The organism is Streptomyces rishiriensis (assembly GCF_003112535.1).
In the GTDB taxonomy this organism is placed as follows: Bacteria; Actinomycetota; Actinomycetes; order Streptomycetales; family Streptomycetaceae; genus Streptomyces; species Streptomyces rishiriensis.
In genome coordinates, this window is record NZ_BEWA01000030.1 from 43,282 (window position 1) to 62,789 (window position 19,508).

A 19,508-nucleotide genomic window follows, 5' to 3' on the forward strand; every position below is an offset into this window, starting at 1 on the left:
ATGGAGCGGCAGCCACCTGCTAGCGTTGACATTTCAACACTACGAAGGGTGCGTTGACATGTCAACATCGGACGGCCGGACTCCCGAGCCGGACGAGGCCACGAGCAGGGCCGCACCGGATCCCGTCGACCTCTGGTCCGCCTTCAAGCGCGCCCACGAGATCGTCCGAACCCGTGTGATCGCGGACGCCGCCGACTCGGCGGGCCTGTCCGAGCCGGACCTGACGATCCTCGTCACCCTGAACAAGGCGGGAGGCTCCCTGCGCCAGAGCGAGCTCGCCGCGTCGCTCGGCTGGGACCGCACCCGCATCTCCCACCAGCTCACCCGCATGAGCAAGCGCCAACTCGTCACCCGCGAACGCGCCGACGGTGTCACCGTCACCCTCACCGGCACCGGACGTCAGGCCATCACCGCCGTGCATCCCGGCCTGGACGCCGCGGTACGCCGCCACTTCACCGACAAGCTCTCCGCGCAGGAGATCGACACACTGAGTTCTCTCCTGCGCCGGCTGTAGCCACCGGAACGGAAGCCGACAAGCCGCAGAGGCACGGCACCAGCCCCGCTCCTCCAGCTCCCCGATCAGCAGGGCGATGCGCCCGCCGAGGGTGACGAGGTCCTGGATGAAGCGCTCCAGGCACTGGATCAGCCGGTCCTTGTAGGCGAGGAACGCCCGCATGACCTGGCGGCAGACGGGGGCGTCGGGGGCGGCGAGACGGGAACGGGGTGCAGTCGCCGGAGGTCGTCTCGCCACGTTCTTCCAGCGCGGTCACGGGCTCACGACTGAGGTGTCACCACGCACTCCGCCCAGACGGTCTTGCCCGGGCCATCGGGCCGGAGGCGCCAGCCCCAGCGGGTGGCGAGCGCCGCGACGAGAAGCAGCCCTCGGCCGCCGGTGTCCTCTTCGCCGGGGGCGGCCAGCGATTCCGCGTCGGGCGGCGTGCGTTCGGTGCGGGCGTCGGTGACCTCGATCCTGACCGTGTGGGCGGATGCGCTCACGTGCAGAAGCAGATGGAAGTCCCGGCTGGGGACGTGGCCGTGCCGTACGGCGTTGGCGGTCAGCTCGCCGAGGACCAGCACGATCCCTTCGTGCGGGCCGGCGCCGTACGGGATACCCCAGGTGTCCAGCCGGTGCGCGGCCAGTCGGCGAGCGAGGCGGGCGCCCCGTGGGGCAGAGGTGAAACGCATCTCGAAGGTGCGGCCCAAGTCAGCGCTGAGGCGCATGGGTTGGGAGGCGCTGATGGGGCTGGGGGGTTGGCTCGTCATGCCGACAACGGTGACGTCGGTCGCGTAGCGTGACCAGTGGTGACGCACCGACGCGGGCCGTTGTACGCGTGGTGGCGGTAGGGGTACGAGGTGCGCGGCGTGACAAGGCCGCCGGGACGGCGTTGAGCCGAGGAGGCGGTAGCGATGACCGAGGGTGCGGACGAGAGGGCGGAGACCACGGTGGCGGACGACGCGGGACAGGCGACGGCGGACACGTCCGGCCAGGCTGTGGTCATCGCGTTCGGGCAGACGCTGAAGACGCTGCGGGTGCGGGCGGGCCTGGAGCGAGAGGAGTTCGGGCGGCGTATCGGATACTCGGCGTCCACGGTCGCGTCGTACGAGCAGGGTCGGCGGATCCCCTCACCCAGGACCATCGAGCGGGCGGACGAGGTCCTGAACGCGGGCGGGCTGCTGACGGTGTGGAAGGAGCAGGTGGAACGGGCTCAGTATCCGGTGTTCTTCCAGGGGATGGCGACGCTGGAGAAGGGGGCTCTGGAGCTGCTCATGTACGACACCCATGTCGTCAACGGCCTGCTGCAGACGGAGGAGTACATGAGGGCCCTGCTGGCCATGCGGTGTCCTCCCCTTGACCAGGAAACGATCGAGCAGCGGGTGACCGCCCGACTGGCGCGGCAGGACATCTTCGGCCGTCGGCCCGCACCCTTGCTGAGCTTCGTGATGGACGAGGCGGTGTTGCGACACCGCTACGGCGGCAGGAACGTACTACGGGGGCAGTTGGAGCACCTTCTGCTGATCGGTGACAAGCGGAACGTGGAGATTCAAGTCATGCCGGTCGATTGCGAGGACAACGCGGGTGTGAATGGACCGTTCACGGTCCTCACGCACAAGGACAGCAAGAAGTTCGTGTACTCAGAGGCACATGCGACCAGCACCCTCGAGACCGACTCGGAGCAGACGGTTCTCGCCGCCGCCCGTTATGGGATCATCCGATCGCAGGCTCTCACTCCGCGGGAGTCGCTGAAGCTGATCGAAGGGTTGTTGGGATCGCTATGAGCAACGCTGAGTCCTCAACCGTCGCGTCCGACCTCGCTTGGTTCAAGAGCAGCTACAGCGGAACCGAAGGCGGTCAGTGTGTCGAGATAGCTGCGGACACGGGAGTTGTACACATCCGTGACTCCAAGGCCGTGGCCGGACCCGTCATCCGTGTGTCACGTGAGGCGTGGGCGGGGTTCGTCGGGGAGGCCTGACGGTCGTACGCGAAGCGGGAAGCCCTGCCTCCTTTCTGTCGTGCGCGGAGCGGCGACGGCGGACGCACCGGAGTCATCGTACGACCTGACCAGGCCTCGCCAGCGCATGGGCCTGTACCGCACCGTCCTGCACGAGGGCCTGCGTGACGACCTGCCCCGGTACCCCAACCGGGACCTGCCCCTCCAGCTGTGGCCGGTGCTGCGCACCCTCGTCGGCCGTACCGTGCGCGCCGTATGGGAGGACGCCTTCCCCCAGCTAGCCTCCCGCACCCGGGCAGCCGCGTGACGGACATGCCGGAGCTGCACACGCGGTCCTGGCGGATGTGATGGCGCGGGGCTCCCCGTATCCACTGGTTCTCACCGGTGGATACGCCGTGGGGCACACCGCCTTGTGAACCGCCCCGGCCAGGACCTCGACGTCGCCGCCGAGAACCCGGCGCCCATGGCCGACATCGCCGCCACGCTCCGCGCCGGCCTGGAAGCCCGCGGTTGGACGGTGCACGCGCTGGAGACCGCCCCGCCGTCCGCCCGCTTCACGGTGTCCGACCCGGCCACCGGGCAGGAATGCGAAGTCGACATCCTCAAAGAGATCTTCTGGCGACCGGTCGCCCAGAGCCCGTACGGGCCCGTCCTCGCGGAGGAGGACGTGATCGGGACCAAGGTCCGCGCCCTCGCCGACCGCGGAGCGCCCCGCGACCTGATCGACGTGTTCGCGGCCTCCCGGCGATGGACAAATGCCGAGCTCGAAGAGTTCGGCCGCCGTCACGCGCGAGGCCGCTTCGAGCGCGAGGATCTACAGGCGAACCTCACAGGCGCCGAGTGGACCGACGACGAAGCCTTCGCTGCCTATGGCCTCGATGACGCCACGATCACCGCTCTCCGCGCACGGGCTGTGGCATGGGCCGACGACCTCGCTGCTCGTCTCCTCGAAGAGGGCGGTGCTCCGGACGACGACTGACCAAGTCCGAGCACCGGGGCGATTTGTCACCGAATCCCGTCTTGACACTCCAACAAGACGCGCGTCGCCGGAGCGTCAAGAGTGCTCCACGCCGCCCCTTCAGGCACCCTGGCACACGGGCGCGGCCCTCCTCACCGCGGAGTGAAGCCGCAGGTCAGGACCGTAGGCTCAGAAAGCGACTCGCTCCACGTCGTGCGCAGGCGGAAACACGTCGAACGAACGGAGCAGACCCAGAAACCCCAGGCCAGAAGCCCTATCGGGTTGGCTCCACAATCGCCACGCACTCCACGTGATGCGTCATCGGAAAGATGTCGGCTTCAGCGAATCTCGGAAAAGGCCAGGTCATAGCCATTTCTCGGCTCGCTGTCCCGCCTGCGGGAGACCAGAGCGTCAAACGAGCGTCACGGTCGACAATCCATCCCCGCGCGTAGGGCCCCCTCTCATCCCGCCCTGCCCCTCGGAGCCTCGTCGGCGTCGCCCCGTACCCGTGAGGGTGAGCGCTCCGGCGCCTGCGCGCTCTGTGCCGTGGCGAGCGGGCCCAGATGCTGTGCGGCGCTGTCCAGCAGCCCGAGGTCGGCCTTGGTGTGCGCGATGGCGGCGTCGATCAGGACGGCGACCAGCGGCTCGTCGGCATGGGCGCGGCGCTGCTGCGCCAGGCCCGCGAGCTCGGACAGGTACGTCTGCCGCTGCGACTCGATCAGTGTGGCCAGGGCCTGCGGACCCAGCGCGACAGCGCCGAGGAGCTTCAGGAACAGCTCGTCGCGGAAGCCGCCGACGCGCACCCAGGCGGTGGTCGCCCACGAGCGCAGCTCGGCCTCGCCCGCTTCTGTGAGTGTGTAGAGGTTCTTGTCGGGCCGGTCGGTCTGCGTGACCTGCGAGCGCGAGACATAGCCGTCACGGACCAGCCGTTCGAGGATCTGGTAGAGGTGACCGATGTTCAGGCCGCCCCACTGCGGGCCGACGGCCTCCTCGAACCGTGCCTTGAGTTCGTATCCGTGATTCGGTCGCCGGGTCAGCAGCGCGAGCACGGCGTGGTGGAGCGGCATACACGTCCCTTCTACATTGTGACAACATACCCCTGAATTGTCGCAATGCAGGGGCGGCGATGTGTGCGAGATGTACGAGGGCGAGGCTGTATACATGGCTGTGAGCGTGACGTTGCGCGGCGTGAGCCGCCGGTATCCCGGCCTGACCGCTCTGGACGAGATCGACCTGGAGGTCGCGGCCGGCGAGGTGGTGATGCTGACCGGGCCGTCCGGCGCCGGCAAATCCACCGTCCTGCATGTGACGGGCGGCATGGACCAGCCCGACGAGGGGCACGTCGAGATCGACGGCACACGACTGATACCCCGAGACCTGGACCGGCACCGGCGGCGTGTCGGCTTCGTCTTCCAGCGCTTCCACCTGCTGCCCGCGCTGACCGCGCTGGACAATGTGCTCGCCCCCGTCCTGCCGCGCAGAGTGGACTTCGACCGGCGTGCGCGCGGCATGGAGCTGCTCGAAGCTGTGGGCCTGGACCAGCGGGCCGACGCCCTGCCCTCGCAGTTGTCGGGCGGCCAGCAACAACGCGTCGCCGTCGCACGGGCGTTGGTCAACCGGCCGGGACTGTTACTGGCCGACGAGCCCACGGGCAACCTGGACAGCGTCATCGGGCGGGAGATCATCGACCTGCTGATGTCGCTGCGCGAGCGCTACGGGATGACGATGCTGATCGCCACGCACGACGCTGAGGTCGCCGCGGGCGGCGACCGGGTGGTGCGGCTGCAGGACGGCAGGATCACCTCGGACCAGCGGATCACACCTTCCGGCGACGTGCTGCACCGGCTGGGGGGCCTGCGCCCGTGATGGCGATGATTCTCGACCAGCTACGGCGGCGGCGCGGGCGCGCGCTGGCCCTGGCCGCCGGAATCCTGGTGGCGGCGACCAGTTTCACCCTGCTGACCGCGACGGTGAGTACGAGCCAGGCGACCACCGTGGGCACGGTACGCAAGAACGCGCGCTCCGCGTACGACGTCCTGGTACGCCCGCCCGACTCGCAGACGGACGTGGAGCGGCGGAGCGGTCTGGTCACGCCGAACTTCCTGTCCGGCACGTTCGGCGGCATCACCATCGACCAGTACCGGCGCATCCGCGGCATGGCCGGGATCGACGTGGCCGCACCGGTCGCCAACATCGGCCATCTCATGGTGGCGAGCACCGTCACGGTGGACGTGTCCCGTTTCCTGGACGGGAAGGCCTCCCGGCAGATCCTGCGCATCAGCCCTACGCTCACCTCCGGACTGGGCAGCTACCGCACCTCGGACGAGTACGTCTACCTCACCCGCTCCCCCCTGACGTCGGCATCGGAGTCGGACGGCCTCTTCGAGTCCGACACCCTGGAGACGGGTGCGGCCGACAAGAGCACCCAGCGGTACCGGATCAAGGGGAAGTACGACGTCTGCTTCTACTTCAACTGGGACAAGACCGAGCAGACCGAGTTCAACCTGGATCTGCCGTTGAAGCCGAACATCATCGCCGAGGACCTCAGGGACAGGTCGCCGTTCGACCCGGAGCTGAGTTCGCGGATGAACTGCCAGTCCGGCCAGGACAAGGCCACGATCGACGTTCCGGTCAGTTACCCCGTGCTGCTGGCCGCCATCGACCCGGTGGCCGAGGACCGGCTGGTGGCCCTGGGCGACACCATCGCCTCGGGTCGGATGCTCACCGAGCAAGACAAGCCGTGGAGGGTGTCGGGCGCCAAGAGCGTCCACGGACAGCACGACTCCTACATCCCGGCGCTGCTCAGCGACAACCCGCTGACCACCGGCACGCTCGACGCCACCGTCGAGCGGCTCGACGTCGGCGACCCGGCCGAGCTGCCCTCGAAACTGGGCAACCCGACAGCCGCCGGCTTCGTCCGAAACCTGCACGGCACAACGGTGGGTAGAACCCGAGTCGACCTGAGCAAGGGCTACCGGAAGGCGCTGACCGAGAACTCGTTCGACACCGGCAGCTACTGGACGGTCGGCCCGGTCACCTACCGCCGGACCTCCGACGGCGACCTCGCCGCGCAGCCGCAGCCGCCGCAGAAGCCCAGCCTGTGGATCACCAACTCGAACCAGCAGCCGTTCCCCAACGTCCCCGAAGAGAACCACCGGGGCACCCAGTACCGGAAGGTGACCAGTCACGCCGCCACGAGCTGCATCGGACTGGGTACTTGCGACGGCGTGGACTCCGGACGCCTGCCCAATCCCTTCATCCACCTGGTCGGCCGCTACGACACCGGCAAACTGCCCGGCTTCTCACCCCTGTCCGACGCCCCGTTGGAGACCTACCAGACGCCACAGGTCACCGGCGCGGACAGCGCGACCCGAGCGAAACTCCACGGCAAGCCACTACAGCCCGACCGCAACCTGGGCGGCTACGTCAGCCCGCCGCCCACCATGCTGACGACGATGGACTCCATCACCGCGCTCACCAAGAGCCGTCGGGTCCCGAGTCTCCAGGACAAGGCGCCGGTCAGCGCGATCAGGATCCGGGTGGCCGGAGTGACCGGCGTCGACACCGCCTCCCGGGCGCGGGTGAACGCCGTGGCCGGGGCGATCCGGGCCGCCTACCCCCGGCTCCAGGTCGACGTCACCGTCGGCAGCTCGCCCGCACCGCAGACGGTGGCACTGGGCGACTCGGCGCAGGTGACGGAGCGCTGGGTCGCCAAGGGCGTGGCACTGCGCATTCTCCGGGCGGTGGACACCAAGAGCGCGGTGCTCTTCGTGCTGGTCCTCGTCGTGTGCGGGCTCTTCCTCGGCCAGGCGGCGCTGGCCTCGGTGCGCTCACGTCGCACCGAGATCGGCACGCTGCGCTGCCTCGGCTGGAGCGGTGGCGAAGTGCTCCGCCTGGTCCTCGCCGAACTGGCGCTGATCGGCCTCGCCGCCGGAGCCGTGGGCACGGTGCTCGCGTACGTGCTGGGCCGGGTGCTGGGCCAGCCCGAAGCCGGCGCCAAGTCACTCCTCGTGCTTCCGGTGGCGCTCCTCCTGGCCACGGCGGCGGGCCTGATCCCCGCCTGGCTCGCCACCCGGCTGGGACCGATGGAGGCCGTCCGGCCCCCGGTGACGGCGGCCCGCCGCGCGCACCCGGTGCGTTCGGTGGCCGGACTGGCCATGCTCAACCTGCTGCGGGTGCGGGGCCGCACCCTGCTGGGTGCGGCAGGGCTGGCGCTGGGAGTGGCCGCCTTCACTGTGCTGCTCGCCCTGACGCTGGCCTTCCGGGGCGAGGTGGCCGGGTCGCTGCTCGGCAGTGCCGTGGTGGCCCAGGCGCGCGAGGCCGACTACCTCAGCGTCGCCCTCTCCCTGCTGCTGGGCGCCGCCGGCGCCATCGACGTCCTGGTCATCTCGCAGCGCGAACGCGCCGCCGATCTCGCGGTGCTGCGGGCGACCGGCTGGACCAACCGCGAGCTGGCGAAGCTGACCCTCTACGAGGGAATCGGACTGGCTCTGCTGGGCGGCCTGTCCGGTGCGGTGGCCGGTCTGGCCGGGGTGCTGACCCTCGGCCGGGGCGTGCTGCACGGTCACCTGTTCCCGGTCGCCGGCGCCGCGCTGCTGGCCACGCTCGCGGCGACCGCCCTGGTGGTGGCGGCTCTGACGGTGCCGATCCGGGGGCTGTCCCGGATCGCCCCCGCCCACCTGCTCGCCGCCGACTGAGCCGAGCCGTCGCCACCGTCGGCGGCTTCGCTCAGCGGAGGGCCCCAGCCGTGTTCACGGGCCGGGGCCCTCCGCTGTCGACGGACGTCCGCGGTCGTGCCCTCCCCTGTCAGCGACAGCCCTCCAAACACCCCCGTCCGTTTTCTGCTGGCTTCCATGAACCGCGACGAGGCCGCCTTCAGGCCGACACCTTCGACCCCCACCGCGGCGGCACAGCACACCACATCGCCTTGCGCAGGCATCCACTCATGCCTCGGGGCCCAACTGGCCCGCATGGAGATGGTCACTGCCCTTACCACCCTGGCCACGAAACTGCCCGGCCTGAAGCTGGCCGCCGAAGCCCACCTGGCGCCCCTGTACCACCGATGATCGGAACCGCAGGTCAGAGGCATTCGCCGAATGCGGCGTGCTCCACCTCCCGCACTTCGGAAAACAGGTCGAGCAGCACCGTCCACGCCTGAGGAAACCAAGAAAACCGCAGGTCAGCGACCCAGCGCACCTTCGGTGCGCGAACCCGATCGAGGACGCAGCCTGACACCTGCACCTCGGACACCCGGCGACCGCCATGGCCACCGGGCACCCAGACCTGCCCAACGCCACCCTGACCTGCACCTATTTACGCGTCAGAGCGCCTTTCGAGCCGGTTCCAAAATCGCCACGCATTCCACATGCGAGGTCATCGGAAAGACGTCGGCTTGAACGGGTCTCGGAAAATGCCAGGTCAGAGGCCATTTCTCGGCTCGCTGTGCCGCCTGCGGGAGGCCAGAGCGTCAAACGAGCGTCACGGCGTGCAGCACGTCCCTTCTCTCCGGGACGGAACGGGCGGCCACGATCAGCTGCCCCGGCACGGCCCGTCGGCACGGCAGGCCAACCTGTGGGCTTTCGGGCTGACCGACCGGTGCACCCGATGAGGCCGTACCTCTGCACTCCATCGAGAACGCCAGGGCCTCGTTTCTTCCAGGCCGACGGCTGCTCACAGAGGGACAATGGGGACAATGAACCCTTGTCGGTTCGTGAGGCCGGTCTACCGGTAACTCGGCATCTCCGACGGCCGGTGGATCGGGCCGGTGCTCTGGGTCAGTGGCCGGCCCGTGCCGTGGTTGGCCTGGGCGATGATCTCCGCGGTGATGGAGACGGCCGTCTCCTCGGGTGTGGAGGCTCCAAGATCGAGGCCGATGGGGGAACGCAGCCGGGCCAACTGGTTCTCCGTGACGCCCTGCTCCCGCAGACGGCGCATGCGCTCGTCGTGGGTGCGCCGCGAGCCCATGGCCCCGACGTAGGCGACGGGCAGGTCGAGGGCCAGGCGAAGCAGCGGGATGTCGAACTTGGCGTCGTGGGTGAGGACACAGACGGCGGTACGCTCGTCCACGCCGGCGCGTTCCAGGTAGCGGTGGGGCCATTCGACCACCACTTCGTCCGCGTGCGGGAAGCGGGCGGGAGTGGCGAAGACGGGGCGGGCGTCGCAGACGGTGACGTGGTAGCCCAGGAAGCGGCCGGCCTGGCTGAGGGCCGCGGCGAAGTCGACGGCCCCGAAGACCAGCAGGCGCGGCCGGGACGCATGGACGTGGACGAGGACGGACAGCCGTTCGGGACATTCGTCTGCCTGCCCGCCGGTGTCGATGCGGACGGTGCGGCCCGCACGCAGCAGGGCCCTGGCCCGGTCGGCCACAGCCCGGTCCGCCGGACCGCCGTCGACGCGCCCGTAGGCGGCATGGCCGCCGCCGAGCACGCTCAGCGTGGAGCCGAGGAGGCGCTCCGGGCCGTCCACGACCTGTGCCACGGCGACCGGTCGCCCTTGAGCGATCTCGGAGAGGGCCGTGGACACGTGCGGCTGGGCTGCGGGATCGATGCGCTGGACGAAGACGTCGAGCTCGCCGCCGCAGGTCAGACCGACGGCGAAGGCGTCGTCGTCGGAGTAGCCGAACCTGGCCCGCTGCGGAGTGCGCCGGTCACGGAGCATCTGCCGACACAGTTCGTAGACCGCTCCCTCGACGCAGCCGCCGGAGATGCTGCCGACGGCGTTGCCGTCTTCGTCTACCGCGACCGACGTGCCGACCGGCAGAGGGGCGCTGCCGCGCACGCCGACGACGGTGGCCAGGGCGAAGGGGCGTGCCTCGCGGCACCAGCGGTGCAGTGTGTCCGCGATGTTCAGCATGGCAGTTCTCCACGGCAGGGCAAGGACGGGAAGGCCAGCGGGCCGCCGCCACGACGCGGGGAAACGTCACGCGGCGGCCCTGGGAGGTCCGGCAGCCTCCGGGCAGGACGGGGCGGTCTGCCGGACGAGCGGTGTGCACCCCGCCGGACTGAGGTCAGCGGATCAGAGCAACGCCTCTGCGGTGATGGGCAGTTCACGGATGCGGCGGCCGGTGGCGTTGAAGACCGCGTTGGCGATGGCGGGCGCCACCCCGATCATCACGAGCTCTCCGAGGCCCTTGACGCCGAGCGGGTCGGCCTCACGGTCCTCGCCGTCCAGGTAGATCGCCTTGAGGTCGGGGATGTCGGCGTTGACGGGCACAAGGTAGTCGGCGAGGTTGGCGTTGACGATGCGTCCGTCGCGGTGGTCGGTGACCGTGTGCTCCAGCAGGGCCGTGCCGATACCGCCCACCATGCCGCCGAGCGCCTGGCTGTCGGCGAGCTTGGGGCTGATGATGCGGCCCGCGTCGTACACGCCGAGCACGCGCCGCACCCGCACCAGGCCCAGGGCCGCGTCGACGGCCACCTCGGCGAAGGTGGCGTTGTAGCCGTAGAAGGAGTGCCGCTCCGGGCCCGAGGGCGGCGCGAAGGAGCCGTCCGCTTCCAGGTGGGTGCGGTCGTTCCGGGCCAACAGCCGCTGGTACGTCTCACCGAGGGCTGGATTGTTCTTCACGTGCAGCCGCCCGCCCCGTACGACGATGTCGGCGGTCGGTACGCCGTACAGCGGTGATTCGCGGTCCTCGACGGCCAGTTGGATCGCCTGGCGGCGGACCTTGTTGCAGGCGTCGAGGGTGGCGGAGCCGACGCTGGCCATGGTCATCGAGCCGCCGTGCGGTGGGGTCGGCGGGTAGAGGGAGTCCCCAAGCCGGAAGGTGACCGTGCGCACGGTCAGCCCGAGGGCGTCGGCGGCGACCTGGGTCTGGGAGGTGTACGTGCCCGGTCCCATGTCAGTCGCGGCGGCATCCACCACGGCGGTGCCGTCGGCGTCCAAGCGGGCTCGCGCCTGGGCGGGCATGCGCGCGGTGTCGTAGACGCCGGCGGCCATGCCCCTGCCGATCAGCCAGTCCCCCTCACGCGTCGAGCGTGGCCTGGGGTTGCGGCGGTGCCAGCCGAACTCCCGGGCACCGACGGTGTAGCACTCCCGCAGCCGGCGGGTGGAGAACGGCAACCCACTCGACTCGTCCTCGTTCGGCTCGTTGCGCCGACGCAACTCGATCGGATCGACGCCGACCTTGTGGGCGAGCTCGTCCATGGCCGACTCGATGACGAAGGAGGCCGTCTGAAAACCGGGGCCGCGCATGTACAGCGGCGTGGGCACATCCAGCGGCACCGTCCGGTACGCCTGGCTGACGTTGGGCATGCTGTAGAGCATCTGCCCGGCCGCCAGGATGGACTCGGTGAACGTCTCGTACGACGACGTCTCCGCGTCCAGCTCGTGCGCCGCGGCGGACAGCCGGCCCCGCCGGTCACTGCCCAGGCGCAGGCGGTACTCGTACGAGGGCCGGAACCCGGTCCCGAGGTACATCTGCTTCCGGCTCAGGACCAGCTTGACCGGACGCTTCGTCTCGCGGGCGGCCAGCGCGGCGACAACCACGTGCGGCCAGCAGCGCAGCGCTGAGCCGAAACCGCCGCCGACGAACGGCGAGATGACGCGCACCGCGTCGATGTCCAGGCCCAACACCGCGGCGAGTTCGGTCTGCGTGCCCACCACCCACTGGGTCTTGTCCCACACGGTGAGCCTGTCGCCGTTCCAGCGGGCGATGGTGGCGTGCGGCTCCATCGGGTTGTGGTGGTTGCGGGCCGTGCGGTATGTCAGGTCCAGCCGTACGGCCGCCGAGCGCAGGGCCGCTTCGGCGTCGCCTCGCGCGTAGTTGGTCGGCTCGTCCGGTTCGGCCTCGGTCAGGTCGGTCGAGGATTGTTCGGCGTCGTAGCCGACCTTGACGAGGCTCGCGCCGTGCTGGGCGGCCTCCAGCGTGGTGGCGACCACGACGGCGACCGGCTGGCCGTGGAAGAGCACCTGGTCGTCCTGGAAGACCCGCAGCCTGCGCCCGGGCGGGTTGTTGGAGCCGGAGTTGTCGCGGTACGGCAGCTTCGGCGCGTTGTGGTGATGAATCACCTTCAGTACGCCCGGAAGGGCTTCGGCGGCGCCGCTGTTGATCGACATGATGCGGCCGAGGCCGATGGCCGCGTCGACGATGACGGCGTGAACGGCCCCGTCGACATCGTGCTCGGCGGCGTACAGCGCCTGTCCGGTGACCTTGAGCCGACCGTCCACCCGGGACAGCGGCGCACCCACGGCTGCCTGCGGCTGGGGGCTCACTTGGTACCTCCTACGACGCGCAGCTGGCGTTCGACGGTGCGCTTGAGCAGTTCGACCTTGAACCGGTTGTGCTGAAGGGGACGGGCGCCGTCCGCCGCCTTGGCGGCAGCGGCCGACCAGAGGGCCCCCGAGGGGCGTTCACCGAGGAGGTGCTGCTCGACGGCGGGCAGTTTCCAGGGCACGGTGCCCACTCCCCCGGCGGCGACCTTGGCCTCGCGTATCACCCCACCGCGTATGTGCAGCGCGACGGCCGCCGACGTCAGGGCGAACTCGTAGGACTGCCGGTCACGCACCTTGAGGTAGCCGGACCTGAGCGGGCGCGGAAGTGCGGGGATCTCGACCGCCGTAATCAACTCACCTTTACGCAGGGCTTGTTCGCGCTGTGGTGTGCTGCCGGGCCGCAGATGGAAGTCGACGAAGGGGACTTGGCGTGCTCCGTCCGGGCCCAGCAGGTGCACTCGGGCCTCCAGGGCGGCGAAGGCCACGGCCGCGTCGGACGGGTGCGTGGCCACGCAGGCGTCGGAGGTCCCGAGGATCGCATGGGTGCGGTTGAAGCCGTGCAGTGCGGCGCAGCCCGAGCCGGGCTCACGCTTGTTGCAGGCGGCGGTCACGTCCCGGAAGTACGTGCAGCGGGTGCGCTGCATGATGTTGCCGCCGATGGTCGCCATGTTGCGCAGCTGGGCCGACGCGCTCAGCTCCAGCGCCTCGGAGACGACGGGGTACAGGGTGCGCACCTTGGGGTGGGCGGCGGCCTCGGACATGGTCACCAGAGCGCCGATACGCAGGCCCCCGCGCTCGGTGACGGTGACCTCACGCAGCGGCAGGCCGGTGATGTCGACCAGGGTCTCGGGGCGTTCGACGGTCTCACGCATGAGGTCGACGAGCGTGGTGCCGCCGGCGATGTAACGGCCGCCGCGTCGGCCGGCGTTGAGCGCCTCACGGGTGTCGGACGCCTTGGTGAAGGCAAAGGGATACATCACGCCCTCACTTCCGGCCGGCGGTCTGGCCGACCGCGCGCACGATTTTGACGTAGCAGCCGCAGCGGCAGATGTTGCCGCTCATCCACTCGCGGATCTCCTCCGGCGAACCGGTATGACCTTCCTGGATGCAGCCGACGCCGGACACGATCTGTCCGGGGGTGCAGTAGCCGCACTGGAAGGCGTCCTGGTCGATGAACGCCTGCTGCAGTGGGTGCAGTCGATCGCCCTCGGCCAGGCCCTCGATCGTCGTGACCTCAGCGCCTTCCAGACGCACCGCGAGCGTCAGGCAGGCGTTGTGCCGCTGCCCGTCGACCAGGACGGTGCACGCCCCGCAGGCCCCGGCGTTGCAGCCCTTCTTCGAGCCTGTGAGGCCGAGGTGCTCACGGAGCAGGTCCAGCAGAGAGGTGCGGTTGTCGACCGTCACGGTCCGGCGGGTGCCGTTGACCGTCAGGGAGACGCGACTGGAGGGCGGCGCCTCGGCAGCGCTCACCTCCTGCGCGTCGGCGAAGATCGTCCCGCCGATCACACCGCCCGCGACCACGGCACCGCCGACCGCGGTGCCGGTGGCGATGAACGTGCGCCGACTGGGCGCCGGGGAGGACTCGTCGGCTCCGGTGGGGGGAGGAACATCGAATTCCGGGAGTTCAGCAGACATACGTACGCCTTCGCATCACGGACGGATCCGTCGTGCACGACAGAGGGACAGCAGGCGGGATCGTCGCCACCACGGGCATCGGTGACCGCTCGCCTCGACAGGGGGCTGGTCTCGCGGGAAGTCTTGCACCACCGGCAACCCTCGTGGCAGGGAGACTTTCCTCCCCCTTTACGCTCCGTCAGGAGCGAGTGGCCCACGTCATCGGGGGTACTTGCGCGCGGGGCGAGGCGGACAGAACCGCGTCGCCTCCCCGCTTATGGGTGCGTCCGCGTCGCTCACCACGTCGTCGCGTGTGACGGGCTGATCGTCTGCTCCGAGCAGGTCGCCGACACGGCCCCTCCCCCGGGACACCGTGACATCCGGTGTCGGCCCGGGGTGAGTGATCGAGGGGCGGGGTTACTGGTTGCGGGTGCGGGGGCCGTTGTACTGCTGGTCGGTGACCGGCTCGGCCCAAGCGGTCTCGGGGGTGTCGTCGCCCGTGCCCTCCCACAGGGCGATGTGCTCCATGAACCGGTCGGGGGCGGCGCCGTGCCAGTGTTCCTCCTTCGGCGGGCAGGCTACGGTCTCGCCGGGGTGGGCCTCGAAGACCGTGCCGTCCCGGGTGCCGATCAGGGCGATACCGGAGACCACGTGCAGGGTCTGGCCCAAGGCATGGGAGTGCCAGTTCGTGCGGGCGCCCGGCGAGAAGCGGACCAGGTTGGCGCGCATCCGAGACGGGGCCTGGCCGGCCACGATGACGTCCCACCACACGTCGCCGGTGAACCAGTCCGCCGGGGCCTTGCTGCTGGGCTGCTGCTTGATGAATTCCATGGTGTCTCTCCGCTCTCTTTTCGCCGGTGGTTTCCCTAGCGGGCGACGTAGCCGCCGTCCACAGGAAGGGCGACGCCGACGACGAAGCCGGCTCCGGGGCTGCACAGCCACAGGACCGCCTGGGCGATCTCCTCGGCGGTGCCGAGCCGGTTGATGGGCTGGTTGGCCTCGGCCTCGGCGCGGTCGAGTTCTCCCTTGGCGATCATGTCGCTGACCATGGGGGTGTCGATGGTGCCGGGGCAGATGGCGTTGATGCGGATGCCGCGCGGGGCGTATTCGAGTGCCGCGCTGCTCGTCAGACCGATCACGCCGTGCTTGGAGGCGTGGTACGAGGCTCGGCCGGGGAGGCCGACCAAGCCGCCGAGGGAGGAGCAGTTGACGATGGCTCCGCTGCTCTGGGCGCGCATGTGCCGAAGTTCGTGCTTCATGCAGGCCCAGATGCCACGGAGGTTGATTCCGTTGACGCGGTCGAAGCGTTCGGCGGGTTCGTCGGCCGCGTCGCTCGGCGGGATCTGGATGCCGGCGTTGTTGTAGGCCATGTCGAGGCGCCCGAAGGTCTCGACGGTGCGGTCGACCGCGGCGGCGACCTGGTCCTCGTCGCTGACGTCGCAGGTGCGGGCGAGGACTTGGTGCCCGGCGTCGGCGAGTTCCTTCGCGGCCGCGTTCAGGGCCGCTTCGTCGACGTCGGTGAGGGCGACGGCGGCCCCGGACTCGGCGAACGCGCGGGCGGTCGCCAGGCCCATGCCGGCGCCTGCCCCGGTGACGAGGGCGACCTGGCCGGTGAAGTCGTAGGTGGGATTCACGTCGTGGTCTCCGTTCAGTGCAGAGGTACGGGTGGCGCGAGTGGCGTCGGGCTGCCCGGATGCGCTGCGGCAGCACGACGCCTGGCCATGAACCCCCGTCAGACGGTCTGGCCGCCGTCGACGACCAGGGCGTGGCCGGTGGTGAAGGAGGCGGCGTCCGAGCAGAGCCAGAGCACGGCGGCCGCGATCTCGTCCGGTGTGCCGAGGCGCCCGATGGGCTCATCCGCGATCAGGGCCTCCCGTCCTCCGGGTGTGCTTTCAGCGAAGCGCTGGATCATCTCGGTGTCGATGATGCCGGGGCAGACGGCGTTGACCCGGACGTTGGACGACGCGTAGTCGAGGGCGGTCGAACGGGTCAGGCCGATGACGCCGTGCTTGGCCGCGGCGTAGGCCGCCTGTCCCTTGAAACCCTTGACGCCGGCGCCCGACGAGGCGTTGACGATCGCGCCACCTCCCTGCTGGAGCAGCAGGGGGATCTGGTGCTTCATGCACAGGAACATCCCGGTCAGGCTGACGCCGATGACGCGGTCCCACTCGTCCTTCGCAATGTCCACCGCCGGCTTGACTGGCTGCTCGACGCCGGCGTTGTTGAAGGCGACGTCCAGGCGTCCGAATGCCTGAATGGTGTCGTCCAGCGCGGACCGCACGTCGTCTTCGCTGGTGACGTCACAGGTGAGGGCCAGAGCCTGCCCGCCCGCCTCCTCGATGAGCCGTGCGGTCTCCCGCAGGCCGTCCTCGGACCGGTCGGCGAGGGCGACGCGGGCGCTCGCGCGGGCGAAGGCGACGGCGGTGGTTCGGCCGATGCCGGAGCCGGCTCCGGTCACGAAGGCCACCTTGCCGGTGAAGTCCGCGGTGTTCGCAGTCATGTGCAGATTCCTCTCGCATGCTGGTACATCGTCGGGTTCGGATCGGCAGGACGCGGATCCGGGCTTGAGTCAGTGCTGCGACGACACCTGCGCGGGTTCGTCGTGTCGCGTCTGCGTGGGAGCGCTGCTCCGGGCCACGATCCGGCCCTTGCGGGAAGTGCCATGGACGGCGAGGGCAATCAGGGGCAGCAGTGTGAGGGCGGCGATGACGGTGCCGACCAGGGGCGGCCCGGTCAGGCCGAGGGAGGAGTCCAGGGCCGTACCGGCAATCGCCGAGCCCGCGGCGATACCGGTGTTGAAGGCGGAGGTGGTCAGCGCCGAGGTGAGGGTGGGGGCGTCGCCGGCGAAGCGCATGGCAAGCGCGGTGACGACCGGGTTGACCGTGAAGCCGGTCAGGCCCATGAGGAAGACGAGCAGGGTGGCCGTCACCGGGTTGCCGGACAGCGGGATCATCAGGAGCAGGACCAGGGCGGTGGCCGCGGCGGCCGTGATGGTGGTGACCGTCGGACGTCGGTCGCCCAGGCGGCCTCCCGTGGTGGTGCCGCCCAGCGCGCCGACACCGAAGGCGATCAGGACGAGCGGTACGGCGTCTGCCGGGATGCCCGCGCGGTCGGTCAGCAGCGGCGTGACATAGGTGTACGTCGCCAGCACACCGCCCATGATCAGCATCGCGGCGCCCAGCGCCAGCCACAGCCTGCCGTGCCGCAGAGCCCGGACCTCGGCCCGCATGGACACCTCGGCGCGCTCCTGCTGGGCCGGGATGAAGCGCCCGATGAACACGGCGGCGAGCCCGGACAGGACGGCCAGGGCCCAGAAGGGGCCGCGCCAGCCGGTGAACTGTCCGGCGAAGGAGCCGACCGGCACGCCGACGACGTTGGCCAGGGTCAGGCCGCCGATCATGACGCCCGTGGCCCGGGTGGCGCTGTGCGGGCCCGCGGCGCTGGTGGCGACGACGAACCCGACTGACCAGAACGCACCGGTGGCAAGGGCCGTGACGACCCGGGCCACGAGAACGATCGTGAAGGACGCGCTGAGGGCGGCGACCAGATGTCCGAGGCAGAACACGGACAGGGCCAGGACCAGCGTCCGGCGCTGAGGCAGGCGCAGGGTCGCCATGGCCATGGCGGGTGCGCCGATGATCATGCCGACGGCGAAGGCGGTGATCAGCAGGCCGGCGTGGGAGACGCTGACTCCGAGGTCACCGGCCAGCTCCGGCAGCAGTCCGGCGACGACGAACTCGGTGGTCCCCATCAGGAACGTGCCGGCGGCGAGCACCCAGACGACGAAGGGAAGCTTGCCGGGGGTGGTCCCGGACGCGGAAGGCATACGTGTGGTCACTCCTTGGGTGGAATTCGGCGGATCGGGGGCGGCTGAAGTCGTCACGGCGGATGGACGGACGGCGCAGCCAGGTCTTCGACGGTTCCATGGAACGGAACGGGCGAAAAGGGGATGATCTCCTCCCCCTTCTTTCGGCTGCTCTCCGTGACGGGCGAGAGGTGGGGTGGGTCAGGGCGCGGCTTCGATGGTGATCTCGTCGGCGGTGGCGAGCTGCTCGGTGCCGCCGTCGGCCATGTGCCCGAGGGGGACCAGGCCGGCCGCGTAGGGGGCGTCGCGGTAGTAGGTGGCGAGCTGGTTCCAGGGCGCGTAGTACGCCAGGTCACCAACCTCGGGGTCGGCGCCTTCCGGGGCGCCGGAGGTGGACAGCTTTCGCGGCAGGTCGGCGATCTTCTCGGCCTGGTTGAAGTCGCGCAGGGACAGGGTGAGGGGGAGCTGGGCGGCGAAGTCGCGGGCGGTGGGGCTGTCGTTCAAGGTGGCGGCGACGTGGTGGCCGTTGAGCGTGAGCCGGATGTTCATGGCGGTTGTCCTGCTGGGTGAGGTGGTGGCGGCCGCAGCTGTCGAAGCCTGCGGCGACGCGGGCTCGGAAGGAGAGGAGGAGGAAGAGGAGGAAGAGGAGGAAGAGGAGGAATCGTTGGTGCAGGCGGTCGCGACCAGCAGCAGGGCGGCGGCCGGGACCACACGCGCGAGAGCGCGACGGGGTGCCGGTTTCACGGGTCGTCCTGTGGCCTAGTCGGGCAGGGGCTCGCAGTAGTGGCGGAAGCCGTCCCGCTGCTGGTGGATGTCGTACAGCCGCTGTGCCAGGGCGTCGGGGCTGCTGTGCTCGGCGTCGGGCCGGATGGCTCCGGGGATGATCAGCTGGGCGGCGTGGATGTTCTCCGCGGCCAGCGTGTCGTGGAGCATGCGGGCGTAGGCGCTCTCGGCGGCGAAGGCGATCGAGGTGCCGGCGACGTTCGGGTTGGGGCGTACGGCGCTGGAGCCGTTGACGAACAGCAGGGTGCCGCGGCCGAGTTCGCGCATGCCGGGCAGAACGGCGTTCACGGCGGCGACGGGGCCGTTGACGGAGAAGGCGAGCGGCGCGTCCAGGTCGTCGGCGCCGGTGTCGAGGACCGGCTTCATGAAGTCGGCGCGCGGCACCGGGCTGTACTGGAGGATCTCGATGGGGCCAAGGTCCTTGGCGGCCGCGTACAGGGCCGCGTCCAGTGACTCGATGTCGAGGACGTCGGCGGGGAAACCGCGCGCCTGAACACCGTCACGGGCCAGCTCGGTGGTCATCTCCTCCAAACGCTCGGCGTTGCGGGCGATGAGGGCGACGGCGTGTCCGGCGCTTCCGAAGCGGCGGGCGGTGGCCAGCCCGAGACCGGGGCCGGCGCCGATGAGAGCGAAGGTCGTCATGGGGTTCGTCGTTCCTTGTGTGAGGCGGTGGCTCCCGCCCGCATTC

Annotated in this window: 18 protein-coding genes and 2 pseudogenes; 7 read left to right on the plus strand and 13 right to left on the minus strand. The window is 70.1% G+C overall.

The genetic code is table 11. The features are described 5' to 3' along the window. Positions 1–58: 58 nt before the first annotated feature. Positions 59–514: a MarR family winged helix-turn-helix transcriptional regulator gene (locus tag Sri02f_RS37510; protein ID WP_109005784.1), complete on the plus strand. Its 456-nt coding sequence runs from the start codon at positions 59–61 to the stop codon at positions 512–514. A 260-nt stretch (positions 515–774) separates the two neighbouring features. On the opposite strand, the gene Sri02f_RS37520 is transcribed toward Sri02f_RS37510, so the two are convergent. After that, positions 775–1,263 (minus strand): ATP-binding protein, encoded by a 489-nt coding sequence (locus tag Sri02f_RS37520; RefSeq protein ID WP_109005785.1) that lies wholly within the window; start codon positions 1,261–1,263, stop codon positions 775–777. Between the two features lie 144 nt (positions 1,264–1,407). Between Sri02f_RS37520 and Sri02f_RS37525 the strand changes: the two genes are divergently transcribed. From Sri02f_RS37525 to Sri02f_RS37540, 4 genes and pseudogenes are all read left to right on the plus strand, one after another. Then, positions 1,408–2,277, plus strand: a complete 870-nt coding sequence (locus Sri02f_RS37525) for a helix-turn-helix domain-containing protein (protein WP_109005786.1) — start codon at positions 1,408–1,410, stop codon at positions 2,275–2,277. After that, the gene (locus tag Sri02f_RS37530; protein WP_109005787.1) at positions 2,274–2,471 is read left to right on the plus strand and encodes a DUF397 domain-containing protein; all 198 of its coding nucleotides are present in this window, start codon (positions 2,274–2,276) and stop codon (positions 2,469–2,471) included. The genes Sri02f_RS37525 and Sri02f_RS37530 overlap by 4 nt, the downstream gene beginning before the upstream one ends. 76 nt (positions 2,472–2,547) lie before the next feature. Next, a pseudogene (locus tag Sri02f_RS37535) lies at positions 2,548–2,757 on the plus strand (hypothetical protein); the annotation flags it as partial. Positions 2,758–2,797: 40 nt separating this feature from the next. Continuing rightward, positions 2,798–3,429 (plus strand): annotated as a pseudogene (locus tag Sri02f_RS37540) (nucleotidyl transferase AbiEii/AbiGii toxin family protein). A gap of 440 nt (positions 3,430–3,869) precedes the next feature. Here Sri02f_RS37540 and Sri02f_RS37545 read toward each other — a convergent pair. After that, positions 3,870–4,475 (minus strand): helix-turn-helix transcriptional regulator, encoded by a 606-nt coding sequence (locus tag Sri02f_RS37545; protein ID WP_109005788.1) that lies wholly within the window; start codon positions 4,473–4,475, stop codon positions 3,870–3,872. Between the two features lie 94 nt (positions 4,476–4,569). Between Sri02f_RS37545 and Sri02f_RS37550 the strand changes: the two genes are divergently transcribed. Both Sri02f_RS37550 and Sri02f_RS37555 read left to right on the plus strand, forming a co-directional pair. Further along, positions 4,570–5,274 carry an ABC transporter ATP-binding protein gene (locus Sri02f_RS37550; RefSeq protein ID WP_245970963.1) on the plus strand — a complete coding sequence of 235 codons (705 nt, stop codon included), beginning with the start codon at positions 4,570–4,572 and terminating at the stop codon, positions 5,272–5,274. Next, positions 5,274–8,105 carry an FtsX-like permease family protein gene (locus Sri02f_RS37555; RefSeq protein ID WP_245970964.1) on the plus strand — a complete coding sequence of 944 codons (2,832 nt, stop codon included), beginning with the start codon at positions 5,274–5,276 and terminating at the stop codon, positions 8,103–8,105. Before Sri02f_RS37550 ends, Sri02f_RS37555 begins: the two co-directional genes overlap by 1 nt. Before the next feature lie 382 nt (positions 8,106–8,487). Here Sri02f_RS37555 and Sri02f_RS41510 read toward each other — a convergent pair whose 3' ends face one another. The 11 genes from Sri02f_RS41510 to Sri02f_RS37610 form a co-directional block, all read right to left on the minus strand. Further along, positions 8,488–8,658, minus strand: coding sequence for a hypothetical protein (locus tag Sri02f_RS41510; RefSeq protein ID WP_159106851.1), 171 nt, complete (start codon positions 8,656–8,658; stop codon positions 8,488–8,490). Between the two features lie 471 nt (positions 8,659–9,129). Next, on the minus strand, positions 9,130–10,260 hold the full coding sequence (locus Sri02f_RS37560; protein WP_109005789.1) for an XdhC family protein: 1,131 nt from the start codon (positions 10,258–10,260) through the stop codon (positions 9,130–9,132). A 162-nt stretch (positions 10,261–10,422) separates the two neighbouring features. Next, a complete protein-coding gene (locus Sri02f_RS37565) occupies positions 10,423–12,618 on the minus strand; it encodes a xanthine dehydrogenase family protein molybdopterin-binding subunit (protein WP_109005790.1) in 2,196 nt (731 codons plus the stop codon). Further along, on the minus strand, positions 12,615–13,595 hold the full coding sequence (locus Sri02f_RS37570) for an FAD binding domain-containing protein (RefSeq protein ID WP_109005791.1): 981 nt from the start codon (positions 13,593–13,595) through the stop codon (positions 12,615–12,617). Before Sri02f_RS37570 ends, Sri02f_RS37565 begins: the two co-directional genes overlap by 4 nt. A 7-nt stretch (positions 13,596–13,602) precedes the next feature. Continuing rightward, complete coding sequence (locus tag Sri02f_RS37575; protein WP_109005792.1) at positions 13,603–14,253, minus strand: (2Fe-2S)-binding protein; 651 nt, start codon at positions 14,251–14,253, stop codon at positions 13,603–13,605. A 396-nt stretch (positions 14,254–14,649) separates the two neighbouring features. Continuing rightward, on the minus strand, positions 14,650–15,063 hold the full coding sequence (locus Sri02f_RS37580) for a (R)-mandelonitrile lyase (protein ID WP_109005793.1): 414 nt from the start codon (positions 15,061–15,063) through the stop codon (positions 14,650–14,652). A gap of 35 nt (positions 15,064–15,098) precedes the next feature. Then, positions 15,099–15,866 carry an SDR family NAD(P)-dependent oxidoreductase gene (locus Sri02f_RS37585; RefSeq protein ID WP_109005794.1) on the minus strand — a complete coding sequence of 256 codons (768 nt, stop codon included), beginning with the start codon at positions 15,864–15,866 and terminating at the stop codon, positions 15,099–15,101. Between the two features lie 98 nt (positions 15,867–15,964). Further along, positions 15,965–16,732 carry an SDR family oxidoreductase gene (locus Sri02f_RS37590; RefSeq protein WP_109005795.1) on the minus strand — a complete coding sequence of 256 codons (768 nt, stop codon included), beginning with the start codon at positions 16,730–16,732 and terminating at the stop codon, positions 15,965–15,967. A 69-nt stretch (positions 16,733–16,801) separates the two neighbouring features. Then, positions 16,802–18,058 (minus strand): MFS transporter, encoded by a 1,257-nt coding sequence (locus tag Sri02f_RS37595; protein ID WP_109005796.1) that lies wholly within the window; start codon positions 18,056–18,058, stop codon positions 16,802–16,804. A gap of 180 nt (positions 18,059–18,238) precedes the next feature. Beyond that, the gene (locus tag Sri02f_RS37600) at positions 18,239–18,586 is read right to left on the minus strand and encodes a cyclophilin-like fold protein (protein ID WP_109005797.1); all 348 of its coding nucleotides are present in this window, start codon (positions 18,584–18,586) and stop codon (positions 18,239–18,241) included. Between the two features lie 210 nt (positions 18,587–18,796). Next, on the minus strand, positions 18,797–19,462 hold the full coding sequence (locus Sri02f_RS37610; RefSeq protein WP_109005799.1) for an SDR family NAD(P)-dependent oxidoreductase: 666 nt from the start codon (positions 19,460–19,462) through the stop codon (positions 18,797–18,799). Positions 19,463–19,508: the final 46 nt, after the last annotated feature.

Excerpts from the sequence above, each read along its gene's own strand:
- Sri02f_RS37510 (WP_109005784.1), top strand. The coding sequence starts at position 59 with ATGTCAACATCGGACGGCCGGACTCCCGAGCCGGACGAGGCCACGAGC.
- Sri02f_RS37520 (WP_109005785.1), bottom strand. The coding sequence starts at position 1,263 with ATGACGAGCCAACCCCCCAGCCCCATCAGCGCCTCCCAACCCATGCGC.
- Sri02f_RS37525 (WP_109005786.1), top strand. The coding sequence starts at position 1,408 with ATGACCGAGGGTGCGGACGAGAGGGCGGAGACCACGGTGGCGGACGAC.
- Sri02f_RS37530 (WP_109005787.1), top strand. The coding sequence starts at position 2,274 with ATGAGCAACGCTGAGTCCTCAACCGTCGCGTCCGACCTCGCTTGGTTC.
- Sri02f_RS37545 (WP_109005788.1), bottom strand. The coding sequence starts at position 4,475 with ATGCCGCTCCACCACGCCGTGCTCGCGCTGCTGACCCGGCGACCGAAT.
- Sri02f_RS37550 (WP_245970963.1), top strand. The coding sequence starts at position 4,570 with ATGGCTGTGAGCGTGACGTTGCGCGGCGTGAGCCGCCGGTATCCCGGC.
- Sri02f_RS37555 (WP_245970964.1), top strand. The coding sequence starts at position 5,274 with ATGGCGATGATTCTCGACCAGCTACGGCGGCGGCGCGGGCGCGCGCTG.
- Sri02f_RS37560 (WP_109005789.1), bottom strand. The coding sequence starts at position 10,260 with ATGCTGAACATCGCGGACACACTGCACCGCTGGTGCCGCGAGGCACGC.
- Sri02f_RS37570 (WP_109005791.1), bottom strand. The coding sequence starts at position 13,595 with ATGTATCCCTTTGCCTTCACCAAGGCGTCCGACACCCGTGAGGCGCTC.
- Sri02f_RS37575 (WP_109005792.1), bottom strand. The coding sequence starts at position 14,253 with ATGTCTGCTGAACTCCCGGAATTCGATGTTCCTCCCCCCACCGGAGCC.
- Sri02f_RS37580 (WP_109005793.1), bottom strand. The coding sequence starts at position 15,063 with ATGGAATTCATCAAGCAGCAGCCCAGCAGCAAGGCCCCGGCGGACTGG.
- Sri02f_RS37590 (WP_109005795.1), bottom strand. The coding sequence starts at position 16,732 with ATGACTGCGAACACCGCGGACTTCACCGGCAAGGTGGCCTTCGTGACC.
- Sri02f_RS37595 (WP_109005796.1), bottom strand. The coding sequence starts at position 18,058 with ATGCCTTCCGCGTCCGGGACCACCCCCGGCAAGCTTCCCTTCGTCGTC.
- Sri02f_RS37600 (WP_109005797.1), bottom strand. The coding sequence starts at position 18,586 with ATGAACATCCGGCTCACGCTCAACGGCCACCACGTCGCCGCCACCTTG.
- Sri02f_RS37610 (WP_109005799.1), bottom strand. The coding sequence starts at position 19,462 with ATGACGACCTTCGCTCTCATCGGCGCCGGCCCCGGTCTCGGGCTGGCC.